This window comes from Chitinophaga oryziterrae, assembly GCF_009758125.1.
In the GTDB taxonomy this organism is placed as follows: Bacteria; Bacteroidota; Bacteroidia; order Chitinophagales; family Chitinophagaceae; genus Chitinophaga; species Chitinophaga oryziterrae.
Map to the genome: position 1 here is coordinate 562,380 of NZ_WRXO01000004.1, position 26,357 is coordinate 588,736.

Genomic DNA, 26,357 nt, shown 5'->3' on the forward strand with positions numbered 1-26,357 from the left:
GACAAAAATATTAAAAATGAAGTTCATTTTTATAATCCCCCTGTAACATGCTGTAAATGTATACGTCTACAAACCTGCCCTTCTCGAAAAATGATTGTCTGTGTAATCCTTCCCGTTGAAAACCAAGTCTGTCCAATAATGCATAAGACCTTGTATTAACAGGATCTACAATGGCCTCAATCCTGTTGAAATTCATCTGTTCAAACCCGAATTGCAATATGGCATGGAGCGCATTGGTCATAATTCCCTTTCCCCAAAAAGCAGGCAGCAGATCATACCCGATCTCGCATTTATAGTGCGTTGGACTGATATGATGAAAACCACAGGTACCTATCAGTTGATCATTGTCTTTCAGGCAGATAGCCCAGCGAATCCCCTCACCGATACTTAGTTTTTCCCGGAAGAAAGTAACCATCTGAGCAGCCTCGGAAATATTGGTAAAACGTTCCACATCCATAAATTTCATCACAGGCTCGCTGGAAAAAATAGCGAACAAGCCTGCCAGGTCTTTTTCGTCTATGGCACGCAGTATCAGATTCTCTGTGGTAAGTACGGGTACTTCCGTAATTGAATTATTCGCTAGCGACATCGGGTTCGGGGTCTTTGGTTACTTCGGTTACTTCGTTTTTTTTCTTTTTAAGCGTCACATCACCCAGTAAAAGGGCCCATGGGTGCATATATTCTATATGTTCAAAAACGATTTTAAGGATGGCAATAATGGGGATTGCCAGGAACATACCCGGAATGCCCCATATGAGGTTACCGGCCACTACGCCCAGGATAGTTACCAACGCATTGATTTTCACCTTGGAACCCACAATACGGGGCAGCAGGATATTGCTGTCGGTAAAATGCACCAATAACAGGCAAAGCCCTACCTGAATAGTAATGGGTACGGAACTATTGGTCAGGGTCACCAGCATACACAGGATGGTAGCGACGAAGATCCCTACGTAAGGGATGATATTGAAGATAGCCGCCATAATACCCAGCAGTGTAGCGTATTTAATACCCAGTATCCAGAAGATAGTGCAGTTCACAATAGCTACTACGGTCATTTCAATCATGAGTCCTGTTAAATACCCTTTAATGATAGAACGTGTCTGGATAATAACGTCTTCGAGTATCTCCCGGTGTTCATCCTTGAACACCCGTATCAGGAAGGTGACGAGCAACCGCCGGTACAGGAGCAGGAAAAACGTGTATAACATGACGAAAATGAAGAAGATAAAGAGGGAGGAGACAGATAATACCGTGGTACTCAGGAAGCTGGTAGCAGAACCGAGGGTGCCCATGGCTGCCTGTTCCAGGTAGTCCATCTGTTTATGTGAATTGATATGGAAATGAACGTTTATCCATCCCTGTAGGCCGTTCAGGGATTTCAGCAGCTGTGCCTGTAAGTGGGGGAAGTCGTCCACAAAAGAACCCATTTGTGAAATCAGCAGCATGGTAATGCCTGCGAGGATAACCAGAAAGAGCAGGATAACGGTAAGAGCAGCTGCTCCCCGTGAAAACCGCCATTTTTCAAGGTGGTTAGCCACGGGAAGCAGCGTAATAGATACCAGGAAGGCAAAGATCAGAGGTATGATCAGTTCATGCCCAAGCCTTAGTATGTATATAATAAGTAAGATGGATATCAGGGTAAAAGCCAACCGTGCGTTGAAGGGTAACTTCACTTCATTCATGGACAGTGTATTTTACCCAAATATATTATAATAGTTGCTTCAAATATGGAATATATATCTCGCAGGCATTAGGCGCCAGCAGTGATATGAAGAAATGATTACCACTCATTTTGAACACGCCTTCCCTTACATACCGGTTGATAAACTCGTACATAGGGATACCGGCTGTTGCAAAATCCATGGGCAAGGGCAGGCGGAGGTAATGCCCTCCGGGCATTCTTTTGGCCATCAGTCCTTCGGCTGCTGTAGTATGCAGCAGTTGTGCGGTTACATCCTTGGCGGGGACGAGTATACCGGCATACATGCTCATTTTCTCATATTCTGTAACGGGTACAGCGTCGAGGGTACTGGTGATCACTCTTGCATGGGGGAGTTCCAGACCGGATAATATTTTCCGCATCCGTTGTTCTTCCCGGTTCATTTTCATGATCATCTGTACTACGGGGTCCTGTTTGTGAGAAAGCAGGGTATAGAACAACATACCTTCCGGCAGCACTTCGGGTTCTGTTCTGTCGAAGCAAAAATAGGGGGCAATCAGGTTTCCTTTCTTATCGAAGGATTGAACAATGGCGTCTACCAGTTCCAGGGTACGTTTTTCTTTGGGCAGGGTATCTATCTTACGGAAACTACGCGGACTCTTATTAAAGTATTGCGTAAAGGCTTTGGTAAAGGCAGCTACCGTAGCATAACCGGAACGTTCTCCGATATCGCTGATATTATAGCCGCTGTGTCTTAGCAATCCGGCAGCTAATTCGAGGCGATGACGTTTTACGTATTGCCAGTAAGGTTCGTCCATCACAGCCGTAAAGCTGTGGTAAAAGTAAGAATAGGAGATGCCCAGCCATTCGGATACGTCTTTCATTTCAAAAGAATCGGCTACGTGATCGTCGGCAAAGCCCAGTGCTTTCACAGCAAGTTGTTCCATGGACTCCTGGGTCGGAGGTTTGTTTTTCATCGCGGGTTATTTTAAGAGGATTTATCAGCAGGGTGTCTACATTATTAAGTTGATTAGAACTAACTCAAAATAAGAATTTTAAAGCATATTATGAAAAAAAACGTTCCAACAACTGATGTGATAATAAATGCTGCATTAATATGACATCGGGCTTTGCAGGAGAGAAGAAAAGCATTATTTTGCGCCCGTTCTTAGAGCGTATAATTGCCTGTGCTACAATTTTTGTCAGTTTTAGACGTTATAAGACAATTGTTCTGATATCCCCTTATACCTGCCTTGAAAGTATGTACATCAATCATGTACAGATCACTATTATTTAATCCAGCCCTTATGTTGGTGCCAAATCTATGTGCATTGAGGAACCGTTTAACAGTAACCGTATTTAAGAAGGTAGTAGTCCTGGTATTGATCTTTGCGCCTTTTGCAGGTTTCAGTCAGCAGTACTGGCAGGTAGGTGGTTTTTTAGGAGCTAGTAATTACAGTGGAGACCTTGCAGAAAAGCGTGTAGACTTCAGGTATACCCGGTATTCCATTGGCGTTTTTGCCAAAAGGGACTTTAACCGTTATTTTAGTTTGCGTGCCGGGTTTACTTACGGCAGGATCGCCGGTGCTGATAGCACAAATAAAAGAGCGGAGCTGGTAGCCCGTAACCTCAGTTTCCGTTCTCCTATTATAGAAGGAAGCCTGATCGGTGAATTTAATTTCCTTGATATTGATGAAAAACGATTCACTCCTTATGTATTCGGAGGGATCGCCGTTTTTAGTTTTTATCCTACCGCCAGAGATGCTAACGGTAACGTGGTAAAGCTGCGTGCATTAACTACAGAAGGGCAGGGACTGCCTATGTACCCGGATAGAAAAAAGTATAACCTGCGTTCTATCGCCATTCCTTTTGGTGCAGGTGCTAAATTCCTGCTGACAGACTCCTGGGTACTGGGCTTTGAAATAGGTATCAGGAGAACTTTTTCAGATTATCTGGATGATGTGAGTATGGGATATGTAGACAGGAACACGCTGCTGCAATACAGGGGACAGAAATCGGTAGATTATGCCTACCGTGGTAAGGGAACTTATCCTATAGATGGTTTCCCAAGAGGCTCTCAGAAGTATGACGACTGGTACATTTTTTCAGGATTCACCCTTGGCTATCGTTTTGGAGGCACAAAAGGCCCCTGGGGACATTGGGGAAAACAGAAATTTTCAGATTGTCCGCGTATGTAAAACAATATTATTCATCGTTCTATATCATGCTATTCTCCCGGTTGCTACCGGGAGATTTTTTTTGGCATACTTATTGGCTTTACATATACAACAGCACGATGGAATGAAACGGTAAAGCCTTTAGCAGCCTGTTTCTAACTGTTAAAAACTGTTAAAAATAAGATCCGGATCACACCACATATCAACTCATTATTTTAATGTTTGGATCATGAAAAAGCTATTATTTCTCAGCATATTTTTCTTAGGAAGTATAGTGTTTGTAAATGCACAGCCTCCGCATCCGCCATTACCACCAGTACCACCTGGATTTCCGAGGCCGCCATTACCACCAGTGCCTCCGCATCCACACCGTCATGTAGTGCGTCATCACTGGCATCACAGACCAATACGTCATCATCACTATAAGAGGTATAGCTTTATGCCGGCAAATACAGTGAAATATCCGGACAGCATTGCTTACTATGCTTAATATCATTCTTAAAATTTCAACAACGACCTTTCTCTAAACAACATAAACATACAGTTATGAAACGGATAGTATTAATTACAATGCTAATAGGCGGAGCTATACTTAGCACTCAGGCACAGGGTAGAAGAGATTTTGACAGAGGCGACTGGGGTGGCAGAGGACGCGGACACGGATACGGCCATGGTGGCCGTGGTTACGAAAGAGAATACCGTAGGGATGATTGCCGTCCTGCTCCAAGATATGCCGGTTATTACGGCGGTGGTTATGTCTGCCGTCCGGAGCCAAGAGTGGTTTATTATGAAGAACCCTGCCCTCCGCCACCCCCGCCACCAAGAGTATATTACCCACGTGGTCCCCGGGTGGTAATTGCAACCGGCCCGATAGTAGTTGGTTTCTAAGTTTAATTGGTTTTTCTGTTACAAATTACGAATGACGAATTACGATTGTGCGTATCTTTGCGCCTGATCGTAATTCGTCATTCGTTTTTAGTAACTGGGCTATGGCATATAAACATCTGAAACAATTCATAGATACACTCGAAAAGGCAGGAGAACTGGTAAGGATCAAGACCTATGTGGATCCTAAGCTGGAAATAGCTGAGATTACAGACAGGGTGAGCAAATCACCCCATGGTGGCAAAGCATTGCTTTTTGAAAATACAGGTTACGATTTCCCGGTATTAATCAACTCAATGGGCAGCTACAAACGTATGTGCCTGGCATTGGGCGTAAAAGAACTGGATGATGTAGCCCACGAGATAGAAGATCTCTTTAAAATGCTGTCTAAACCAAAGGAAGGCATACTGGATAAACTCTCCATGTTACCTAAACTGGGTCAGTTTGCCTCCTGGATGCCTAAAGTAGTGAGCGGCAAAGGGAGCTGCCAGGAAGTTATCATGACAGACCCCGACCTCAGCAAATTACCTGTTCTTACCTGCTGGCCTAAAGATGGTGGCCCGTTCATCACTTTACCTGTTATTCATACCAAAGATCCGCATACCGGTACCCGCAACGTAGGGATGTACCGCATGCAGGTGTTTGATAATAAGATGACCGGCATGCACTGGCATAAACATAAAGTATCAGCGAAACATTTCATGGAATATAAAAAGCTGAAGAAGCGTATGCCGGTAGCCGTTATCTTAGGCGGCGACCCTGTATATACCTATTCCGCTACCGCTCCTTTACCTGAAAACGTAGATGAGTACATGCTGGCAGGTTTCCTGCGCAAACAGAAAGTAGAGCTGGTAAAATGTATTTCCCAGCCCGAACTGGAAGTACCTGCTGATGCAGATTTCGTGATAGAAGGATATGTGGAACCGGATGAAGAGCTGATATGGGAAGGACCTTTCGGAGATCATACAGGGTATTATTCTCTGGCCGACTGGTACCCACGTTTCCATGTCACTGCTATCACTCACCGTAAAGATGCTGTTTACCCGTCTACTATAGTTGGGATCCCGCCACAGGAAGATGCCTGGATAGGGAAGGCCACGGAAAGGATTTTCCTGGCGCCTATCAAAATGACGCTGGTGCCTGAAATCATCGATATGGAAATGCCGGTAGAAGGGGTGTTCCATAACCTGGTGATCGCACAGATCAAAAAGGATTATGCTGGTCAGGCCCAGAAGGTGATGAATGCGATGTGGGGGGCCGGACAAATGATGTTCAACAAGATCCTGGCGGTGACAGATGAAGGCGCCAATATTCATGACTACAAACAGTTAGCACAATACATGTTCCGTCACCTGAACCCGGCTACGGATATTTACTTTAGCCAGGGACCTATGGACGTACTGGACCATTCCTGTTCTAAAATGGGGTTTGGCGGTAAGATGTGTATTGATGGTACCCGTAAATACGAAGAAGAGATTGAAGGGAATGTTGAAATGATCACAACTGCCAGGGAAATCAATGTCGCAGAGATCATGCAGCGCTTCGGTGAAATCAAAGGGATCAATGATTCCTTATTGAAAGAGGATATTCCCTGTATTTTAATTGCCGTAGAAAAGAGCCGTCCTTTCCATATCAAGGAACTGAACGAACAGTTATATAGCCTGCCGGAAATGGCAGGGGTCAAGATGGTCCTCTATGTAGAACATACCGTAGATGTAAGCGACCTGGCTTCTGCTTTATGGCGTTTTTGTAATAACCTGGACCCCCGCCGCGATAATTTTGTGGTGCCGGGTAATCCTGGTAAGACGACGGCGGGTATTGGTCTGGATGGTACACAGAAGACCCGCTTACTGGACAATTTCGAACGCGACTGGCCCAATATCATTGTAGCTGATAATGCTACTATCCAAAAGGTAGATGAAAAATGGGCATCACTCAACATCGGACCTTTTATCGCTTCCCCTTCACATAAATATAAACAACAGATGTATGGTGAGGAAGCTATTGTTCAGCAGTAGTCTGCTGCTGATAATATGCCTGCACGCTCAGGCGCAGGTAACCAATGCCGATTTTCATTTCCTGGACCGTATGGAGGGCAAGTGGCTGATGCGGGCCAAACATAGTACCTTCAGGGAGAACTGGGTGAAGGTAAATGATGATGTGTGGCAGGGTACCAGCTGGCGTATTGCAGAGAAGGACAGTGTGAAGCAGGATGAAATGAAACTGTTACGCACACCGGAAGGTCTCTTTTATACGATCGCGGCTGTGAAAGATCCTCAGACAGGACAACCTTTGCGGTTTAAGATACGCGTATTGAAAACGGTGGGATTTGTGGCAGAGAACCTGGATAGTCCTTATCCGCAGAAGATCACTTACCGGTGGAAAGACGACCGGCATATGGATGCACATTTTGAGGGGAAACAGGAAAAAACGTTTAGTGAGATTATCTTACAGTATATCAGAGAATAAGTAAATTGGCTCCGTAAGGGGCCTTTTTAATGCTCTGAATAGGCTCTGACCTGTTCAATTCCTCTTTGCGTAAATCAAATTCCCGAATCGATAAATAAAAAAAGCAAAGCTGATATAGCTTTGCTGTACATTTTACATTTAAGACAGTCTGCAATTGTACTTCGAGTTGGTCGTACAATTCAAAATACGCCGCTACTGATCTCAGCAGCGGCTTTTATTATTTATGTATTTCAGATGTGAAATGGAATTCAATTTCAGGATTATTGGTACGTTCTGTATTTAAGTACCATTCAGACTGTGCCAGGTATACCAGGTGACCATCTTTATCAGATACGATATTCGCACCTTTAAAACGGATAAACTCTTCTATCTTCTGCTTATTGCCGGTAATCCAGCAGGCTTTAAAGAAAGGAAGGGTATTGAACTGGCAGGAAGCGCCATACTCCTGTAACAGGCGGTACTGGATCACTTCAAACTGCAGGTCACCCACACAACCAATGATCTTACGGTTACCACCATGCTGGGTAAATAACTGTGCCACCCCTTCATCTGTTAACTGTAAAAGACCTTTTTCCAACTGTTTGGTTTTCATCGGGTCTTTGTTGATCACCTCTTTAAACAACTCCGGAGAGAAGCTGGGAACACCTGTAAAGTAGAAATTTTCTCCTTCCGTGAGCGTGTCCCCTATTTTAAAGTTACCGGTATCAAATAAACCTACCACATCTCCCGGATAAGCATCATCTACTATATTCTTGTCACGGGCCAGGAAGCTGTACGGATTGCTGAAGCGCACTTCTTTATCCAGTCGTACGTGATGGAAGAACTTATTCCTTTCAAAACGTCCGGAGCATACACGAAGGAAAGCGATACGGTCGCGGTGACGGGGATCTAAGTTCGCATGGATCTTAAAGATAAAGCCACTGAATTTATCTTCCTGTACATCTACGGGGCGGGTACTGGCTTCCCGGCTGCGGGGAATAGGTGCAATTTCCACGAAGGTGTCCAGCAGGTCTTTAACACCAAAGTTGTTAACCGCGCTACCAAAGAATACGGGGGCCATTTTACCCTGCAGGTATTCTGTGTTATCGAACGTATCATACACACCTTCAATCAGTTCCACGTCTGCACGTAACTGTGCTGCATCCTGTGTATTGAAATGTTCATCTATATAAGAGCTGGTAAGGTCTGAGAGGGGAACGATATCATCATCCGTTGCTTTCTTGTTGGGAGCAAAGGACACGAAGCTTTTATTATAGAGGTTATAAACGCCTTTGAAGTCTTTACCGCCGTTAATAGGCCAGCTGAGGGGGCGCACCTTGATGTTGAGCTTTTCTTCCAGTTCGTCCAGCAGGTCGAAAGGGTTTTTACCGTCACGGTCCAGCTTATTGACGAATATGATCACCGGGGTATCACGCATACGGCATACATCCATCAGTTTACCGGTTTGTTCTTCCACCCCTTTCACACAGTCTATCACCAGTACAACGCTGTCTACAGCGGTGAGCGTACGGTAAGTATCCTCAGCAAAGTCCTTGTGACCAGGAGTATCCAGCAGGTTTACCAGCATGTCCCTGTATTCGAAGGTCATTACGGAAGTAGCCACAGAGATACCACGCTGGCGCTCTATTTCCATAAAGTCGGAGGTAGTATGCTTCTTGATCTTGTTGGATTTTACCGCTCCGGCCGTCTGGATAGCACCACCAAATAACAGGAACTTCTCTGTAAGGGTAGTTTTACCGGCATCCGGGTGGGCTATAATGGCAAATGTCTTCCGTTTGTTGATTTCGCTTGCGTACTTCATATTAGTTTGTACCAAAAATGTTTGCAAAGGTACTTAGAAAGAATGAGAAGAATGGTGAATATCATGATTAATCATTAATTTACATGTATCTATGATAGCCACTATAAAAATATTATGGAGCAGCCTTAAAATGGCTGTGCAGGAGTTGCGGGTTAATAAACTGCGCACTTTCCTTTCCCTCTTAGGTATAACCATCGGTATATTCTGCATTATTGCCGTTCTCACGGCTACTAACAGCCTGGAAAGCAATGTACGGAATGACCTGGCAGCGCTGGGTAATGACGTGATATTCGTCCAGAAATGGCCCTGGGAAGGTGGGCCGGATGCCCCCTGGTGGAAATACATGAACAGGCCACTGCCTGAGTACAAAGAGCTGAAATACATACAGGACAAGGTACATAGTGCCAGTGCGGCCGCATTTGCATTCTCTTCCGGTAATAAGCGGATAGAATATAAGAATGACTATATGGAAGGAGTGGATTTTATGGCTGTTACGCAGGATTATGACAAAGTACAGCAGATTTCCATTTCAGCGGGTCACTTCTTTATAGGCAAGGAAAACGACGGATCGTCCAATGTGGCCATCATCGGGGCTAACCTCTGGGAAGGACTGTTTGGTTCTGCGGAAGCGGCACTGGGCAAAACCATCCGTATTGAAGGAAGGCCGACCAGGATAATAGGAGTGTTGAAAAAGAAAGGTTCCAGCATGCTGGACATCGTCAGCTATGATAATATTGTGATAGTACCTTATAAATATGGTCGTACTATCGTGGATGAACGGCGTTATGCGGACCCTTATATCCTGGTTAAAACAGCGCCTACGTCTACCATGCCCGAAATGAAAGATGAGCTGAGGGGGGTAATCAGGGCCGTTCACCGGTTAAGACCTACAATGGAAGATAACTTCTCCCTTAACGAGATTACCAGTGCTACTGATGATCTCAACGGGGTATTTGCAGCTATCAATATGGGAGGCTTTTTCATCGCTTTTTTTGCGCTGGTAGTAGGAGGGTTTGGGATTGCCAATATCATGTTCGTAACGGTGAAAGAACGTACCAGTATCATCGGGCTTAAAAAAGCCATTGGGGCCAAACGCAGTGTGATCCTCATGGAATTCCTCATAGAATCCATCCTGTTGTGTATTGTGGGAGGAACGATAGGCCTGTTACTGGTGTTCATGGGTACGCTGGTAGCCAATAGTCTCAGTACTTTCGTGGTAACGCTGACACTTTCCAATATTATACTGGGGTTGACTATCTCTGCTTTTGTAGGGATGGTTGCAGGGTTTATCCCGGCGTTTTCTGCTTCTAAATTAGACGCTGTGGTGGCAATCAGGAGTAACTAATTTCCTACCTTTGCGCCCATGTCTGTAAAAATACTGGCCATAGAGTCTTCTTGTGATGATACCGGTGCATCTGTGCTGGTGGATGGGAAAATATTATCCAATTGCATTGCCAATCAGACCGTGCATGAGCAATACGGTGGCGTAGTGCCTGAACTGGCCTCCCGGGCGCATCAGGAGAATATCGTACCTGTGGTAGACCTGGCGTTGAAAAAAGCCGGTGTTAGCAAAGAGGAGTTAAGCGCGATTGCGTTTACCCAGGCCCCCGGCCTGATGGGGTCTTTGCTGGTCGGTAGTTCTTTTGCCAAATCCCTGGCCATGGCGCTGGATATCCCGTTGATAGCGGTGCATCATATGCAGGCCCATGTACTGGCCAATTTCATAGCCGAATCTCAACCTTCCTTTCCTTTTTTATGCCTCACCGTATCTGGTGGGCATACCCAGATAGTGCGCTGCGACAGTCCGTTGCAAATGAAAGTCATCGGTGAAACACTGGACGATGCGGCGGGAGAAGCTTTTGATAAAAGCGCCAAATTACTGGGTTTGCCGTATCCTGGTGGTCCGCTTATCGATAAATATGCTGCTCAGGGAGACCCTAAAAGGTTCAAATTCCCGGAGCCGCAGATACCCGGACTTAACTTCAGTTTCAGCGGTCTTAAGACGTCTATACTTTACTTTATCCAGCAACAGGAGCTGCAGTTTATACAGGATAACCTGGCAGACATTTGTGCCTCTATCCAGCAGCGTATCATCAGTATACTGATGAATAAACTGGTAAAGGCCTCTAATGAAACAGGTATTAAAGAAATAGGTATAGCAGGAGGGGTGAGTGCGAATTCAGGTTTAAGGAAAGCATTGGAAGAGCAGGGGAAGAAATATGGCTGGAATACCTATATCCCTAAATTTGAATATTGTACGGATAATGCTGCGATGATCGCCATTACAGCATGGTACAAATACCAGGCAGGCGAGTTTGCAGGACTGGATGTTATTCCTGGTGCAAGAGCGGCTTTTTAATCTCATGGCAAACAACTATTTCCGTTTCAAAGAATTTACTGTCTATCAGGGTGACTGTGCAATGAAAGTATGCACAGATGCTTGTATTCAGGGTGCTTATACGGCCCGTTACATACTGGAAAATACCCTGCCCTCGTCAGAGATCATGGATATTGGCACCGGTACCGGCTTATTAAGCCTGATGCTGGCACAGCAACTACCCACAGCAACAATTACCGCTGTTGAACTGGATGGGGATGCTGCTACACAGGCTGCCGGGAATATGGCCCTGTCGCCCTGGTCCGCCAGAATATGTGTAATAACCGGAGATGTAAAGGAGTTACCTGTAACAGCATTATACGACTTTATCATCACCAATCCTCCATTTTACGAAGCAGACCTGAAAAGCAATGACCAGTTGCGTAACCAGGCCATGCATGCTACTACTTTAAATTACGCATCACTGTTAGACGTAATCACCAGCCATTTAAGTCCGGATGGTGTTTTCTCCATCTTACTCCCTTATCACCCCTTTAAAGATTTCACTACAAAAGCCGCTGACGCAGGGTTTCATGCACAGCAGATACTGCACGTCAGACAAAGTGTACAACACGATTATTTCCGGTCCGTAGGTATTTTTAAGAGGGGAGAAGGAGTATCTGATATAGAGGAAATGGCTATCCGTGAAACAGGTAACATATACACTGCAGCATTCACGGATCTTTTAAAACCATATTACCTCTATCTATAAATCTGCATAATCCTGCAGATAAGAAAACCGCTCGGTCAGATGGCCCTGTTGCGCTATAGTAGCATTATGTAAAGTATCACTGTGCTCTTTCAGTAATTCATCAAACACATATTTCATCAGCTGATCTCCGAAGTATTGCGAAGCATCCCGTGGCAACTCATTAGGGAGGTTACTCACACACATCATATCAACGGTATCAGACAGATAAGGGGCTGTTTTAAGATGTGTATGCCTGTCTACCCCATACACAGGGTCTTCAATCGTAGAATCCCCTAAATTACTGGGAACAGACCCGTTGGTATCGTCTGTAATATCAGCAATCACCTTTATCCGGAAATTATCTTTTGCAAGGTCTGTCCAGGTGAACAGAGGTGCAATACGTTCATCCCAGTAGATCCCGTTCATTAATATATCAGTCGCCGTTACAAAAGGCAAAAATCTGCAATCATATTTATCCGGGTGCAAATGGAAATCTTCTCTGCTATAGGTCTTATCCGTTCTCCTCAGATAGAGTTCTCCGGCTTTCAGCTGTGTATATACGGGATACGCATAATTATTAATCAGATATTCTTCCGGTGGAATGTACTTGATCCCCAGTAATCCCATTACTTCCAGGGTCCCTGCTGCCACACGGCCGGAGCCGGTAATAGCGATCTTTAGAGGAGGTAATTTAGTCCCGAAATAATGATTGATCAGCTCTTTAAAATCATGGCATTCATGCACGGGCGTTAAAGAAAAAGTGCGTGTCTTCTTCCCATAAGTTAATATCCCGTTATGTGCACCTACCACGCCCGCAAAGAACCCGAAACCAAGAATACGTTGTCCATCTTCATGCACCAGGCATTCATAATCTATGAGCGTGATATTTTTCTGCAGGATGGTTTGCAGTAAATGCTGATTCTGTGGTTGTTTCTTTCTTGTATGAGAGAAGAACAGATATGTTTTACCTGCTAACAATTTCTCTGGTGGCACTTCTTTAATCCCCAGCAGTATCTGGCAGTGGGAGAGGTCTTCAGAAAGGGTAACCCCTGCTTTCAGGTATTCATCATTTTTAAAGCAGCGCCAATCGGACGGCTGTACGGTAATATTTACCTGTGGATAATTGCGTGTGATCCATTGGCATTGCAGTGGAGTGAATGCGACCCTGTTATCATGCGGCTGTTTTTCTTCCCTTATAAGGCCAATCTGTAACATCAGAATTTGAGGTTTGTGTTGTTTTGGTTTTCTAAACTAAGCAATTATTTAACAGCATCAACATTATTCGTAATTTTGCAACCATGTTTAGGCACAAAGGCAAAAGTAGAACATATATCCATAATCTGCGATTGGCTTCCACACTTTCATTTATTGCAGGCATTGTAAATATTACGGGCGTTTTGTCTGTTAAAGTACTAACGACGAACGTTACCGGTCATTTTGCCTACTTTTCGGAGGAGCTGGTAAAAAAGAATTACGTTACAGCCCTGGTTTTCCTGGTTTACATTTTTTGTTTCCTGGCAGGGGCATTCATTTCTAATCTTTTAATTGAAACGGTCATAAGGATAAAGCCGGCAGTGGCTCATACCATTCCTATGTTCATCGAGATCCTTATTCTGACAATTATCGGGATGGTGGGCAGTAGTTCACTTACAGGTATTCAGGGGCAGGTGATCGCCTGTGCATTGTTATTTGCCATGGGATTGCAAAATTCATTGGTTACGAAAGTCTCTCAGTCGGTAGTTCGTACCACACATTTAACAGGATTGTTTACTGATTTGGGGATTGAATTATCCCAGTTATTCTTTTACCGGCAGCAGGCAGAATTCCGGCGATTATCAAAAAGCATTTATCTGAAATTAGCTATCATCAGCTTTTTCTTTACCGGAGGTGTACTGGGAGGCTTTATCTTTAAAACTTATGCATTAAAAACGCTTTTCCTGGCATCAGGCTGTTTAATCCTTGCGTTATATTATGATAATATTATCTATCACTATTATCATTTAAAGAGAAAGGCCCGTTAAATATTTATTCCAATAGTTTTGCCTAATACCAAAAATGCACCAACCTTATTAAGATTGGTGCATTTTTGAAAATTATTGATGGCTTATTCTACCACTACTTTCTTCCTCACATTATCCAATGAAATGATATAAATCCCTTTAGTCCATTTGGAAATATCTATCTGTACCTGGGTAGCCGGACCGGTAACAATTGAATTGTATATTACCTGACCAGTAAGGCTATAAACTTTCAGAACAGATTTTGCTTTCACACCTTTCGTCTGAACAGTAAGGAAATTTGTAGCCGGATTAGGCCAAACACCTATTGAAAGCGGAGTTTCATTCTCTTTTGAAGGAGAAAGCGCGATGGTAGTTGCTTTTCTGGCAGCTGAAGTTGCATCTGCATACACTTCAAACTCCCACAGAGAAACACCATATACGGTTGCTCTCTTCACACTATACATCCTTACATAGCGGGCGCTCACAGCAGGGAAACTAAGATCCTCTGTACCACCAACACCAGCGGTGACTGTTTTTTGGGCAGTCCAGGTAGTGTTATCGGTAGAAGTTTCTATGCGATAAGAAGTCGCATAAGCTACTTCCCATTTCAGTACCACTCTTGAAATATTCTGAGCAGTACCAAGATCAACTTCTATCCATTCGTTATCTGTATAAGCAGAAGACCAGCGTGTAGTGGTCGCATCACCGTCAAAGGCCTTATACGCTTCAAAACCGGCAGTTTCTACAGAAGAAGCCGTAATGGTTTTGTTAAGCGCTATGTTCTGAGCCACTGGGGTAAAGCTGAACCAGTTGAAGTTAAAGGAAGCAGCATCCATTACAACGCGCATTACTTTGGTACCAGCGGTTAATGCCGGCGTAGTAGCGCTCACGGTAGCAAATGTCTGCCATGCACCGGTATTCGGTACGGTGATAGCGCCGGAGATATTCTGGCCGTCTATTTCAATATGGAATGTTTTTCCTGCAGCAATAGCAGCTACCCTTGCCTGTAATGTATAGACGCCTGTGTTCGCTATGTTGACAGTATATTCCAGCCATTCTCCAGCCTGAATCTCACCAACATCATATCCACCTTCTGTAGTGCCTTCTATATCCACACCTTCAGTGGTACGATACTGGCCTTGTGTATTAGTAGCCGTTAAATCATGATAAGCAGCACCTTCTCCGCCATTATCATAATTTTCCGCTTCTATTTTTCCCGGGATAGGCCATGCTGTTCCTCCATAAGGAGTCTGTGGCGCAGCGCCATATACTTCCAGTTCGTAAATAGAATAACCGTAGGCAGTAGCCCTTGCAGTACCATAAATTCTTACATAACGGCCGGAGCCTGTCAGGCCGGTGTTATCATTGGTAAGTGTGGTATTACCTGTAACAGATTTTACGGTAGTCCAGGTAGCAGCATCTGTTGATACCTGTATCTGGTAAGCAGTTGCATAAGCAGCTTCCCAGGTAATTTTTACTTCGTTGATATCATAAGTGGCTCCCAGATCCACATACACCCATTGTGGATCAGCGAAAGCAGAAGACCAGCGTGTGGAATAGTTACCATCTGTCACATTGGAAGCTACTACACTTGTAGTGGTAGTTGCTTCGAGAGAAGAAGCAGTAACAGGTTTACCGGAAGCCAGGTTCTGAGGGACCGGTGTGCCACCTTTACAAACAGCTCCCAAAGTGTTATAAATGGAATTGATATCACCATATTCCGATGCAATATCCCAGATCATGATCCCACCTGCAGTTGTTTTAGCAAGGTTGGATTTCCATACATGTTCTGCTGTGGTATTATCAGCGCTGTAAAACGGTACCCCCAGCATTCTTTTGCTTTGAGGAACACCGCGGGAAGTCCAGTAGGAGATAGAGCTGCTGGCGAGATTATCATCTCCGTAACACATGATATTCACAAGGTCTAGCATTGTTACGTCATCATAATGATCACCATTATTGCTGGCGCTTTCTGATACGGCAGCAGTAAACAGTTTACCCATTCCATGGAGCTTGGTACCAAGAGCGGTAGCCAGGTTATTCCATTTGGTTTTTGTTGTTGGATATTCCCAATCCAGGTCAATACCGTCCAGGTTGTATTGAGTCACCAGGTTGCCACAGGCAGTGGTCAGGTTAGTGATAGAAGTCGTACTGTTTGCGATGGTTTCAAAAGGTGTGTTGTTGGGTGAGGAGTCCAGCCATCCACCAATTGATAAAAGCACTTTAACGTTATTGGCATGGGCTCTGGTAACGAGGTCTGTCAGTGTAGAGCCACCATCAACAGAACCTATTTTACCATCAGTACCAGGGATAGCAAATGCATAACAGATATGCGTGTATTTGCTGTAGTCGATTTTTGATGGCGCATTAATGTAATAGTTGCCACCAGCTACCCAGGAAGGATAATATCCCACGATGTTGTAGCACGACAATTGCCCGAAAGAGACCCTCGAGAGCATAACGAGGGCAAGAAGAAAAATCCATTTGATTTTTTGCATAACTAGCGTTGTTTTAATGATTATGTTAAGGGTGTAAGGTGCTATTTTGAGAGGGCTGTAATAGCCGGGTTAAGATTGCGTGACAATCCTGCATACATAGGTTTTCAATTAGTTATTTTGAGAATGAGTTACCCTAACGTGAATAAGGTAATATTAGTTTATACTAATATTAGTATAAAAATACATTTAATCTGAATAACTGCAATATAAAAATTGTCTTATTTCCAGAAATTTCCTAACTGCTTTAGCATCAATCAGGGAAGTTTTGCTACCAGTTTTTCCGGCATTAGTTTTAGAATAGTATAGATCAGTTTCCATTTAAAACCAGGGACGATGGTAAACGTATTGCCTGCGTTCACGACCGCACCGGCTATAAAGGAAGGCTCCAGCATTAAGGACTCCGGTAGGTTTAGTCCTGCTGTCATTTTACTGCGAATATAACCTGCCACAATCACATTCACTTTAATATGGCGTGGGAAGAGGTATTGCCTTAAACCGGCCAGGTACTGGGTAAAAGCAGATTTGGTACTACCATAAATAAAGTTGCTCTTCCTGCCTCTGACTCCTGATAACGAGGACAAACCGATAATCCTTTCTAACCGGCTATTGTCTTTATCCATCGCAACGATATTGAGTATAGATACTGCACCGGCATAATGTACCTGCATCATCCTGAAACTCCCTTTAAAATCAAGCAGGGCTTCCTCATTATTCTTCAGGTACCCGGCTGCATATACGACGATATGTGGCTTTTCAGGTAGTTGTTTATAAAAGCTTTCATGACTGTCAAAGTCAACAGCATCAAAGTAAAGAATAGTAACCTGTTCTTTCTGAGGTATGTGCTGCTGTATGAAGGTATGCAGTTCGTCAGTGCTGCGGGAAGCGGCGATGATGCGGTAACCTTTAACAGCGTATTGTATAATGGCTGCTTTAGCTACATCTGAGTTGGCACCAAGCAGGAGAACGGTTTTACTTTGCATCACTACTTATTTTCTATCGCAATAACATCTGTCATCTTATTCGTCTTATAGTCAAATGCGATGCTGCCATCAGCATTAGTCTTCACCCGTTTCAGGACCTGTTTATTTACAGAGATCGTATAATAATTATCAACTTTAAGATCATTGATCAGATATTTATTTAAACCAGTGGAAAACTGGCTCCACAACATGTTATCCTGAGAAAAGTTCTTTATTTCCAGTGCCAGCGTACCCGTAGTTTCCACTTTCATAGAAGCTACCGGATTATTACCATTAAAATATAACAACTCATTATCAGAACCGTAAAAACCAAAATCTCTTTCACTCTCTATTTTAAACCGCCCATTGGATACAGCATACTTATTCATAGCAAGATCTATCAGTAATGACTGTCCCCTGAAATTATACTTCAACTGCGTGCCTGATAACTGCTCAGTAATATGTGGGTTGAGATAAAACCTGTTATACAAGGGATTTACACCATAGATAGCCTGATACAGACCCACTACAGAAAGACTATTCCCGGAAAGAATGTCATCTCCCAATCCATCCTGTTTCACACGTCCGTACCGTTGAAAAGCAAGACCGTCTAACGCATACCGTGCCAATACATTCTTTACATATTTTAAAGCAAGTTCGGGTTTATAAGATGCATAGGCTTTTACGCCCAGTGCTCCCCATGATAAAAATATATCCCCGTTCTCATAATTAGGAAAAGGGAATTGCCAGTCATTACCTTCGCCCTTATTATAACTATACATACAAATGGGCCAGAAGAATAACTGTTCTTTATTCATCTGGTATTCTATCGTATCTAAAATAGCTTTCGTTCTTCTGCGATCATCACAAATACCATAACCAATGGCCATGAAATTTACCGGCGTAACCATATTATTCCCATGAACAGAACCATCTTTATCGCGCCAGTGAATATAACAGGACTTGCCGCCATCCCAGAACCCGCCTTCACTGACAGGCTTATTAAAACTGGTTTTTAGCTTTATTGCAAACTGCTGATAATAATAAGCTTTCTCTATATCTCCCAGTTGTTGCTCAATGTCTGCCCATAACGTCAAAGCATGATAAAGTTTCGCATTTACAAAGGCATTTTCATAAGATGCCCAGATGATATCTATCCAGTCACTGCTCTTTTTCTCTGTATGATTATTATTGATCATTTCTACTAATCCATTATTATTAGTATCTCTTTTCAGTAGCCAGTCCAGTGCCTTTTCGCAGGAATGCTGATGTGTCTTTACCCACGCCTTATCGCCGGTCTGGTCATATAATTCCGCTACGTTAGTAACAAAATCCGGGTTGGCATCCAGCAGATATCCCCATTGGGCCTCATAAAAGCCTTTATCTGTTACTTCACCAGGCATCATATCTTCATTGGTATAAGCCCACCTGGCCCATACTCTTCCATCCGGTTTAATTGCATTATCCCTGTAATAATCCAGGCATTGCTGGTAACCTTTTAAATAATATGGATCATTAATGGCGAGTCCCATCTGCGCAATATATTGTTCGTGCAAACAGATCGGGCCATAGGGCGTATGCCAGCTGTTACCGCCAAAATGTTCTTTATCGATAACGCCTATTCTCGCAATCGTATTTAATACAGCATTGACTTCATCACCATTAATTCCCACTAAATTTCCACGACCATATTTATCATTAAAATTGAAATAAGTGAGCGTAATGCTTTTGTGACCTGCTCCTACGTTAACAGGCGCCCAGACATCTGTCCTGTCGCGGATATATCGTCTGCGGTTAGTACCCGAATCATAACGCAGCCGGCCAGCGGATAAAGCGATGTTATATGAAAGTTTATCATCAACACGGGTATAACTCATCACTACATCAGGCTCACTGACAACAACGCTTAAACCATTGCCGGTCTTGCTATTCCAGAAATCAGAAGAGTTGCTGTGAACACCATAGGTATCGGACGACTTATTAAAAAGATAAAACCAGGCGAGCCCGCCATATTCCTGATAAGCACCTTCCCAGGTATTAATACTATTGAACATAAAGTGAGGTAATCCCACTTGTTCGGCTACTATATTATTTGATATTTTTCTATCAATATCAAATTTGATATCCTTTGGGGTTACTGTAAACTTCCATGTTTCCAGTATTCTATCACCATAAGGGATGCTGCATATTATTACATTACCACGGAGTTGTATCGCAGGATTAGAAGAAAGATGCAGCGTAGAATAAGTTTTCCTATCTGTTTTAATGAACGAATAAATACCTGTGGAATCAAGCACCTGCTGGCCATTCAACACCAATGAAGAGATAGTGACCTTTTTATTATAATCAAGTGTCATCTGCATCTTTTCATTACCAAACACGACCTGTCTGTTCAGTATATCGTTTTTTATAACTGGCTGGGCTAAACAAATAACGGGAAACATGAAAAGTAAAAAGAGCAGTTTCTTGGTAACCATGTGTTAATCATTGTGATAAAAATCAAATATCGCACCTTTTCTTAGTAATAAATAGCATAATACATGAAGTTTTTTACTAATTTTAGATATGTGCGAAAACCTTATGTTATGTTTATTGCTTCCGGTTCTGTTATCCTGTGGCGGCATTCCCGAAGAACGAGCGAGCATTCCTGTTGATTCCGGTATATCCATCCAGACTGATTCCAGCCGTGTAGACACTACTATCGTCGTTCAGGAAGGTAGTATCCAAACCGGCAATACTGCCCCGTCAAAGCTCATCGCATACTCCAAAACATTAATAGGTATCCCGTACAAATATGCGTCTACAGATCCCAGTGCAGGATTCGACTGTTCCGGGTTCATCACTTACGTCTTCAACCATTTTGGCATAGAAGTGCCAAGAACCTCTGCAGACTTTACTGATAAAGGAACCCCTATAGATCTCCCTTTCTCTAAACCCGGGGACCTGATTCTGTTCACCGGGACTGACAGTATCATCAGAACAGTAGGCCATATGGGGATCATTACTCAGACAGGGGATAGCATCGTTTTCATACATTCCACTTCCGGGAAAGCTTACGGTGTAACAGAAACTACGCTCAACCCATATTACATGGGAAGATTTGTGAAGGTAATAAGGGTGTTTGAATAAATTATATATAATTTAATTTATGTACAGCGTATTGTCAATAATGGAAGCAATAACCCTGGCGCATCGTATCACGAAATCAGTTATAACCTCCTAAAAGTGATTTTTTGCATCTTTTTTATTGAAAAATATCAGTCTGATGAGAAGGATCTGCTATTAACTTTACCATGCGAAATAATGCACGATCCTGAGAATGCAGAAGTGTATTCTTTCAGAAAATGAATATGGAAAATTTTACTTCAAAGCCTACCTGGTATTTAAATGATGCGGCATTTGACTGGTTGTATCCGGAAAGAATACAACAGTTATCCAAACGGCACTGGACCCCAATGGAGGTAGCAAAAAAATCTGCAAATTTCCTGGCTTCCGCACCAGGAAAGAAGATTCTGGACATAGGTAGTGGTGTGGGTAAATTTTGTCTGATTGGAGGACATCATTTTCAGGAAGCTACATTTTATGGGGTGGAACAGCGGAAAGAATTATATCATTTTGCACAAGCTGCCAAAGAATTGACAGATAGCAGGAACGTTGAATTCATCAATGGTAATTTTACGCAGATTGATTTTGCGGAATTTGATCATTTTTACTTTTATAATTCGTTTTTTGAAAACCTGGCCGCAGGTGGACATATTGATCAGAAAATGGAATATTCCACCAGTCTGTATGAATATTATTCGCGTTACCTGTTTAATGCCCTGGACAGTAAACCAGGTGGTACCAGGTTAGTGACATATCATAGTCTGGAGGATGAGATTCCTCCAAGTTATCAATTAGTGGATGCAACGGTAGACTTTGTATTAAAAATGTGGGTAAAGAGATAAAGATATCTGAACATTATGAAAGGTTATCATAATGCCCAGATATCGGTTGGTTAATGTGATTACGTCACGGAGGGGGGGAAATCAGACCAACGGTATTTCAGCAACGTTGTAGGTTAGGCTGTCAAGTTTTTGTTTTGCTTCACTGAAAGCATCTAAGGTTAACATAATATCCTCATCACTATGAGCAGCAGTAGGAATGAGTCTGTAGATGATTTGTCCGCGAGGGATCACCGGATATACTACAATAGAGCAAAAGATATTGTAATTCTCTCTCAGGTCCAGGCACATAGCGGTAGCTTCAGGAATATCTCCCTGCAGGTAGATCGGTGTAACGGGTGAGTTCGTGGTACCGATATTAAATCCTCTTTCAATAAGCCCTTGTTGGAGCTTTGTAACATTTGCCCACAGTTTTTCTCTTAAGGCAGGTTCAGATTGCAGTAACTTCAGACGGGTTATATTACCAATGACAATTGGTAAAGGAACGGATTTGGCAAATATCTGCGACCGCATGTTGTATCGCAGGAAATTAATGATTTCCTTTGGTCCGGACATAAAAGCGCCAATAGATGCCATTGATTTTGCGAAGGTAGAGAAGTAAAGATCTATCTGATCCTGTACCCCTTGTTCCTCTCCTGTGCCGGCTCCGGTTTCCCCCATTGTACCAAAGCCATGAGCATCATCGACTAATAAGCGAAATTCGTATTGTTGTTTTAGTGTTGCAATTTCCTTCAGTTTACCCTGGTCGCCTGCCATTCCAAAAACACCTTCTGTTATCAGCAGAATACCACCACCTGCCGTTTCAGACATTTGTTTTGCACGGCGTAGTTGTTTTTCGCAATCGGCGATGTCATTGTGTTTAAAGACATACCGGTGCCCGGGATGTAACCTTAATCCATCTATAATACAGGCATGACATTCTGCATCGTATACAATAATGTCCCGGCGGTTACAAAGTGCATCAATGGCGCTTAAAATACCCTGATATCCATAATTCAATAATATGGTAGCTTCTTTTTTTACGAATAAGGACAGCTCACTTTCCAGTTGTTCATGGTAATTCGTATTGCCGCTCATCATACGTGCCCCCATTGGAGAGGCCAATCCAAATGCCTTTGCGGCAGTAGCATCAGCTTCTCTTACCTGTGGATGATTTGCTAATCCCAGATAATTATTCAGGCTCCAGATGATTTTTTCTTTACCACGGAAATTCATCCGTGAGCCAATTTCTCCTTCCAGTTTCGGAAATGCAAAATAGCCATGCGCACGTTCTGAATGTTCTCCTATCGGTCCACGATTTTTCAATAGTTTTTCAAAAATATCCATTTCGACAACTTTTAGTATTTGATTATATTCAAAGATTTATTCTCAGATCTTTAGCTTCAGGATCATACCCTACATAAAAATTCAGGTATACCGTTCTTGATAAACGCATTAATACCGGCATTGATAGCGCAAGTAAAATAGTATTGGCGATCAGCCAATGAAAGATGCTGTTATCTCTCCATGTTATGCCAATAATGAGCCAGTATAAGGCTAAAGTGAACATAGAGAACAATACTGAAAGTACGTAGCTTACATAGCCTGTACCATACCAGAACCCTATTTCCAATTCTGTTCGCTGGCCACATGCCGGGCAGTGATCATGCATGTCAAGGACGTGCTTTAGCACATATGGATGATCATTTTTGAATAATTTTCCTTTTCTGCAACGAGGGCATTTGTTTTCTACAATGCTGATAATAAAATTGGATTTCTTCATCTTATTAATTAGCCACTTTTGCACGTATGAGTTTCTGATAATTTTCCGGCGAAAGAAGTGGTTCCTGATTGCCGAATTTCAGGGATGTTACAAAAAATACCCAACCATTATCTTGTGGGCTTTCTAATACCAGGTTTAGATTTCCGGATAATTTCTGATTCCTCCCAAGGTATTTACAACTAAGAGGAGCATGTATAGGGATAATTTGGTCAGCTGTGTGGATCTCTGCAATAAGAGTGCCTTTATTGATCATACCTTTATGGTGATGCCAGATTATATTAACTATATTCGAAATTCCTTTCAGTCTGTACGCAGAAACACCTACAAACCCAACAGTCCCATTAAAATCAATCCACTCGTGATTATTGGTGAAATTAATCCTGGGGCGAGAAATAGTTGATATTTTCATATTGCAAAGGTACCTTTGATGATATTTGGTTTAACTGATACTTTTCAATTAAAAAACTGAAAAAAATCACTTTTTTATTCCAATAGATCGATTTCTATGAGTTTAGCAGGTCTGTTTCCTATTGATAAATGGAATTTTAAATCTCAGTCTATTTTAAACAATTTGCCGGAAGATGAGTTCGCAGTGCTCAGTTCTCACATGCTGGAACAAAGGTATCGCAAGGGGGAAGTTGTATTCAGGAAAGGAACGGTCGCTGATGGTATTTTTTTTATTAAAAAGGGTAAGGTGAAGAAATACCAGGTGGACCGGAACGGTAAGGAACAAATAATTTATGTTGCCAATGCAGGTGAATTGATAGGGTATCACGCAATTTTAGCTGATGAACGTTATGCCGATTCTGCGGCCACATTGGAGGAATGTGTCATCGCATTCATCCCCCGGGAAGATTTTAAGACTGTGCTTGAGAGGTCCGGTTTGCTTGCAAAAAGATTACTCAAAGCGCTTAGTCATGAATTTACGGTTTTGACAAATAGTATTACTGTATTAGCTCAACGTTCTGTGAGGGAAAGACTGGCGATTACATTAATTGTGCTACGGGAGAAATTTAAGGAGGAAACGTTGCCCGGGGCTGAAATTATGATCAATATTTCCCGTATTGACCTGGCCAGTATGGTAGGTACAGGTGATGAGAATATTGTCCGGTTTTTAACGGAATTTAAAGCTGCTGGCATTTTAACCTCCAAAGGAAGAAAGATTTGCATCAGGGATGTAAAGCAGCTTATTAAATTATCTGGTTGTGGCAGTACTGATTGAATATACTTTGTCAGACTATATACTCCTTCTTAATTCCCAGTTTTTTCATCTTTGATTTCAATGTAGAAGGTGGAATATTAAGCACTTCCGCCGCCGCACCGGCTCCCCATATCCGTCCATTACATTTCTTTAAAACGGTGATAATATAGTCCCGCTCGTTCTCATGGATCGTCTTCATGCGTACTTCTTCAACAACAGGTTCAGTTTTCCGGGAGACAGGTATTAAAGCATCTTCTATAGTCGTTCCATTTGTAAGCAATACACTTCTTTCTATTACATGTTCCAGTTCACGGATATTACCAGGCCAATGGTAAGCCATCATATTTTTTAAGATCTTGTCAGATAAGCCTGTGATCTTCTTTCCCGTTTTACGATTATAATAATTCATAAAATGGTAAGCCAATGCAGGAATATCTTCCGTACGATCCCTTAATGCAGGTAGTATCAAAGGGAAGACGTTCAGGCGATAGTATAAGTCAAGCCGGAAACGTCCTTCCGCTACTTCTTTCTCTAAATTACGGTTCGTTGCAGTAATAATACGTACATCCACTTTTATAGGTGTATTCGATCCTACACGTTCGATCTCTTTTTCCTGCAGTACCCGTAACAACTTTACTTGTAACTCAAGAGGCATTTCACCTATTTCATCCAGGAATATCGTTCCTTTATCCGCCTGTTCAAATTTTCCTGTTCTCCTTTCTATCGCACCGGTAAAAGCGCCCTTTTCATGACCGAACAATTCAGACTCTATCAATGAAGCAGGTAATGCCGCACAGTTCACTTTAATAAATGGTTGCCCTTTCCTGGGAGATAGCTGGTGTATACAATCCGCAATTCTTTCTTTTCCTGTGCCACTCTCGCCCATAATAAGAACAGAGGTATCCGCCGGAGCTACCTGTATAATATGATCAAATACATTCAGCAGGAGGTGGCTTTTTCCTATAATCCCTTCAAATGCTTTGATGTTCGTTATTTCGGTGTTTTTAAACGCAGTATCAGGTACCACCTTTTTTCTATCACTCATATCAGCAACCAGTATTGGCTCCAGTCGTCTGAATAAAGAAATATGATCTGCATGATAAGTATCGGGCCGGCGGCTGTAAAAAGAGAAGTGAAAGAAAGTTCCGTCGGGAAGATGTAAGGGAAAGGAGAGATGAGATCTCATCTGAAAAGTATTTGCATATAGCTTTTTCAGAGAGGGCTGTTTACATATTTTCTCAAAAGCATCATCATTGTACCACATGGCAGTGGTATCAATAATTGTATTGGCTGATAGCGTTACTACTTCAGCCATTGTCAATCCTGTAATTGTCAGAAGTTCTTTGATTCGTATTGTCTGGTACTGATCATATCCTATACGCAGAAATCCGATATCTTCAGTAGAATTAAAGCCGGCTACTATGAGATCAAAAGGGATATGCGATTGAAATGCCTTTCCGATTTCAGCCAGTTTCTGTTCTCTGCCTTTGTACGCCGAAATAATGTGCGTCAGTTGCTGCTGCAATGTTGATTCTTTATTCAATGCAGACTCCTGGATATGATGATGACGATATTGCGCAATTTCCAGTGTAACCAACAGGTCTTTTTCCCGGAAGGGCTTTACCAGAAAACCGGAAGGCTGGGTCGCTTTTGCTGCAGTCAGCACTTCTTCGTTTGAATTGGCAGACAGATATATGAACGCAATATTGTCATTCTTCAATTGCAGCGCAAGATCTATCCCTGTCAGTTTTCCTTTCAGGAAGATATCCAGTAATACCAAATCAGGTGTTGTTTGTTTCATGATCTCCTGAGCCTTTACCACAGAACGTGCGATGCCAATAACTTCATAGCCGGCCTTCACAAGTATTAACCTGAGGTAGTCGGCTTCCACAAACTGGTCTTCGACAATCAATATTTTCTCTTTCATATA

Annotated in this window: 24 protein-coding genes; 12 read left to right on the forward strand and 12 right to left on the reverse strand. The window is 42.7% G+C overall.

Going from position 1 to position 26,357, the window contains the following annotated elements; translation table 11 throughout:
• Positions 1 to 10 precede the first annotated feature (10 nt).
• From GO495_RS17160 to GO495_RS17170, 3 genes are read right to left on the reverse strand one after another with little or no spacing between them, the layout of a single operon-like run.
• Positions 11 to 589, reverse strand: coding sequence for a GNAT family N-acetyltransferase (locus GO495_RS17160; protein ID WP_157300942.1), 579 nt, complete (start codon positions 587 to 589; stop codon positions 11 to 13).
• Positions 573 to 1,685 carry an AI-2E family transporter gene (locus tag GO495_RS17165; RefSeq protein ID WP_157300943.1) on the reverse strand — a complete coding sequence of 371 codons (1,113 nt, stop codon included), beginning with the start codon at positions 1,683 to 1,685 and terminating at the stop codon, positions 573 to 575. The genes GO495_RS17160 and GO495_RS17165 overlap by 17 nt, the downstream gene beginning before the upstream one ends.
• Positions 1,686 to 1,710: 25 nt before the next feature.
• Entirely contained in the window at positions 1,711 to 2,640 is a 930-nt protein-coding gene (locus tag GO495_RS17170) for a helix-turn-helix transcriptional regulator (protein ID WP_157300944.1), read from the reverse strand.
• Positions 2,641 to 2,970: 330 nt separating this feature from the next.
• On the opposite strand from GO495_RS17170, the gene porG reads away from it, so the two are divergent.
• From porG to GO495_RS17195, 5 genes are all read left to right on the forward strand, one after another.
• Positions 2,971 to 3,861, forward strand: coding sequence for a type IX secretion system protein PorG (gene porG / locus GO495_RS17175; protein ID WP_157300945.1), 891 nt, complete (start codon positions 2,971 to 2,973; stop codon positions 3,859 to 3,861).
• A 208-nt stretch (positions 3,862 to 4,069) separates the two neighbouring features.
• Positions 4,070 to 4,330 carry a hypothetical protein gene (locus tag GO495_RS17180; protein WP_157300946.1) on the forward strand — a complete coding sequence of 87 codons (261 nt, stop codon included), beginning with the start codon at positions 4,070 to 4,072 and terminating at the stop codon, positions 4,328 to 4,330.
• A 56-nt stretch (positions 4,331 to 4,386) separates the two neighbouring features.
• Positions 4,387 to 4,728, forward strand: a complete 342-nt coding sequence (locus tag GO495_RS17185) for a hypothetical protein (protein WP_157300947.1) — start codon at positions 4,387 to 4,389, stop codon at positions 4,726 to 4,728.
• Positions 4,729 to 4,829: 101 nt separating this feature from the next.
• The gene (locus GO495_RS17190) at positions 4,830 to 6,743 is read left to right on the forward strand and encodes a menaquinone biosynthesis decarboxylase (protein ID WP_157300948.1); all 1,914 of its coding nucleotides are present in this window, start codon (positions 4,830 to 4,832) and stop codon (positions 6,741 to 6,743) included.
• Complete coding sequence (locus tag GO495_RS17195; RefSeq protein ID WP_157300949.1) at positions 6,715 to 7,194, forward strand: DUF6265 family protein; 480 nt, start codon at positions 6,715 to 6,717, stop codon at positions 7,192 to 7,194. Before GO495_RS17190 ends, GO495_RS17195 begins: the two co-directional genes overlap by 29 nt.
• A gap of 217 nt (positions 7,195 to 7,411) precedes the next feature.
• Here GO495_RS17195 and GO495_RS17200 read toward each other — a convergent pair whose 3' ends face one another.
• Positions 7,412 to 8,995: a peptide chain release factor 3 gene (locus GO495_RS17200; protein ID WP_157300950.1), complete on the reverse strand. Its 1,584-nt coding sequence runs from the start codon at positions 8,993 to 8,995 to the stop codon at positions 7,412 to 7,414.
• Between the two features lie 91 nt (positions 8,996 to 9,086).
• Between GO495_RS17200 and GO495_RS17205 the strand changes: the two genes are divergently transcribed.
• From GO495_RS17205 to GO495_RS17215, 3 genes are read left to right on the forward strand one after another with little or no spacing between them, the layout of a single operon-like run.
• On the forward strand, positions 9,087 to 10,340 hold the full coding sequence (locus tag GO495_RS17205) for an ABC transporter permease (RefSeq protein WP_157300951.1): 1,254 nt from the start codon (positions 9,087 to 9,089) through the stop codon (positions 10,338 to 10,340).
• Positions 10,341 to 10,358: 18 nt separating this feature from the next.
• Positions 10,359 to 11,354, forward strand: a complete 996-nt coding sequence (tsaD, locus tag GO495_RS17210) for a tRNA (adenosine(37)-N6)-threonylcarbamoyltransferase complex transferase subunit TsaD (RefSeq protein ID WP_157300952.1) — start codon at positions 10,359 to 10,361, stop codon at positions 11,352 to 11,354.
• A 4-nt stretch (positions 11,355 to 11,358) separates the two neighbouring features.
• Complete coding sequence (locus GO495_RS17215) at positions 11,359 to 12,084, forward strand: tRNA1(Val) (adenine(37)-N6)-methyltransferase (protein WP_157300953.1); 726 nt, start codon at positions 11,359 to 11,361, stop codon at positions 12,082 to 12,084.
• On the opposite strand, the gene GO495_RS17220 is transcribed toward GO495_RS17215, so the two are convergent.
• Positions 12,079 to 13,278 carry an NAD(P)-dependent oxidoreductase gene (locus GO495_RS17220; RefSeq protein WP_157300954.1) on the reverse strand — a complete coding sequence of 400 codons (1,200 nt, stop codon included), beginning with the start codon at positions 13,276 to 13,278 and terminating at the stop codon, positions 12,079 to 12,081. The genes GO495_RS17215 and GO495_RS17220 overlap by 6 nt on opposite strands.
• An 83-nt stretch (positions 13,279 to 13,361) precedes the next feature.
• On the opposite strand from GO495_RS17220, the gene GO495_RS17225 reads away from it, so the two are divergent.
• Positions 13,362 to 14,084, forward strand: a complete 723-nt coding sequence (locus GO495_RS17225) for a YoaK family protein (protein WP_157300955.1) — start codon at positions 13,362 to 13,364, stop codon at positions 14,082 to 14,084.
• A gap of 83 nt (positions 14,085 to 14,167) precedes the next feature.
• On the opposite strand, the gene GO495_RS17230 is transcribed toward GO495_RS17225, so the two are convergent.
• From GO495_RS17230 to GO495_RS17240, 3 genes are all read right to left on the reverse strand, one after another.
• Positions 14,168 to 16,561, reverse strand: coding sequence for a discoidin domain-containing protein (locus GO495_RS17230; RefSeq protein ID WP_157300956.1), 2,394 nt, complete (start codon positions 16,559 to 16,561; stop codon positions 14,168 to 14,170).
• A 254-nt stretch (positions 16,562 to 16,815) separates the two neighbouring features.
• On the reverse strand, positions 16,816 to 17,541 hold the full coding sequence (locus GO495_RS17235) for an SDR family NAD(P)-dependent oxidoreductase (protein WP_157300957.1): 726 nt from the start codon (positions 17,539 to 17,541) through the stop codon (positions 16,816 to 16,818).
• 2 nt (positions 17,542 to 17,543) lie between these two features.
• Positions 17,544 to 19,997, reverse strand: a complete 2,454-nt coding sequence (locus GO495_RS17240; RefSeq protein WP_157300958.1) for a glucosidase family protein — start codon at positions 19,995 to 19,997, stop codon at positions 17,544 to 17,546.
• Positions 19,998 to 20,085: 88 nt separating this feature from the next.
• Here GO495_RS17240 and GO495_RS17245 point away from each other — a divergent pair, with 88 nt between their 5' ends.
• Positions 20,086 to 20,649: a C40 family peptidase gene (locus tag GO495_RS17245; RefSeq protein ID WP_157300959.1), complete on the forward strand. Its 564-nt coding sequence runs from the start codon at positions 20,086 to 20,088 to the stop codon at positions 20,647 to 20,649.
• Positions 20,650 to 20,864: 215 nt separating this feature from the next.
• Complete coding sequence (locus tag GO495_RS17250; RefSeq protein WP_157300960.1) at positions 20,865 to 21,467, forward strand: methyltransferase domain-containing protein; 603 nt, start codon at positions 20,865 to 20,867, stop codon at positions 21,465 to 21,467.
• 81 nt (positions 21,468 to 21,548) lie between these two features.
• On the opposite strand, the gene GO495_RS17255 is transcribed toward GO495_RS17250, so the two are convergent.
• The 3 genes from GO495_RS17255 to GO495_RS17265 form a co-directional block, all read right to left on the reverse strand.
• Positions 21,549 to 22,790, reverse strand: coding sequence for an aminotransferase class I/II-fold pyridoxal phosphate-dependent enzyme (locus tag GO495_RS17255; protein WP_157300961.1), 1,242 nt, complete (start codon positions 22,788 to 22,790; stop codon positions 21,549 to 21,551).
• Between the two features lie 28 nt (positions 22,791 to 22,818).
• Positions 22,819 to 23,115, reverse strand: coding sequence for a DUF983 domain-containing protein (locus tag GO495_RS17260; protein ID WP_240915249.1), 297 nt, complete (start codon positions 23,113 to 23,115; stop codon positions 22,819 to 22,821).
• A 115-nt stretch (positions 23,116 to 23,230) separates the two neighbouring features.
• Positions 23,231 to 23,635: a biotin/lipoyl attachment domain-containing protein gene (locus tag GO495_RS17265; RefSeq protein WP_157300963.1), complete on the reverse strand. Its 405-nt coding sequence runs from the start codon at positions 23,633 to 23,635 to the stop codon at positions 23,231 to 23,233.
• A 96-nt stretch (positions 23,636 to 23,731) separates the two neighbouring features.
• On the opposite strand from GO495_RS17265, the gene GO495_RS17270 reads away from it, so the two are divergent.
• A complete protein-coding gene (locus tag GO495_RS17270) occupies positions 23,732 to 24,448 on the forward strand; it encodes a Crp/Fnr family transcriptional regulator (RefSeq protein WP_157300964.1) in 717 nt (238 codons plus the stop codon).
• Between the two features lie 10 nt (positions 24,449 to 24,458).
• On the opposite strand, the gene GO495_RS17275 is transcribed toward GO495_RS17270, so the two are convergent.
• A complete protein-coding gene (locus tag GO495_RS17275; protein ID WP_157300965.1) occupies positions 24,459 to 26,354 on the reverse strand; it encodes a sigma 54-interacting response regulator in 1,896 nt (631 codons plus the stop codon).
• Positions 26,355 to 26,357: the final 3 nt, after the last annotated feature.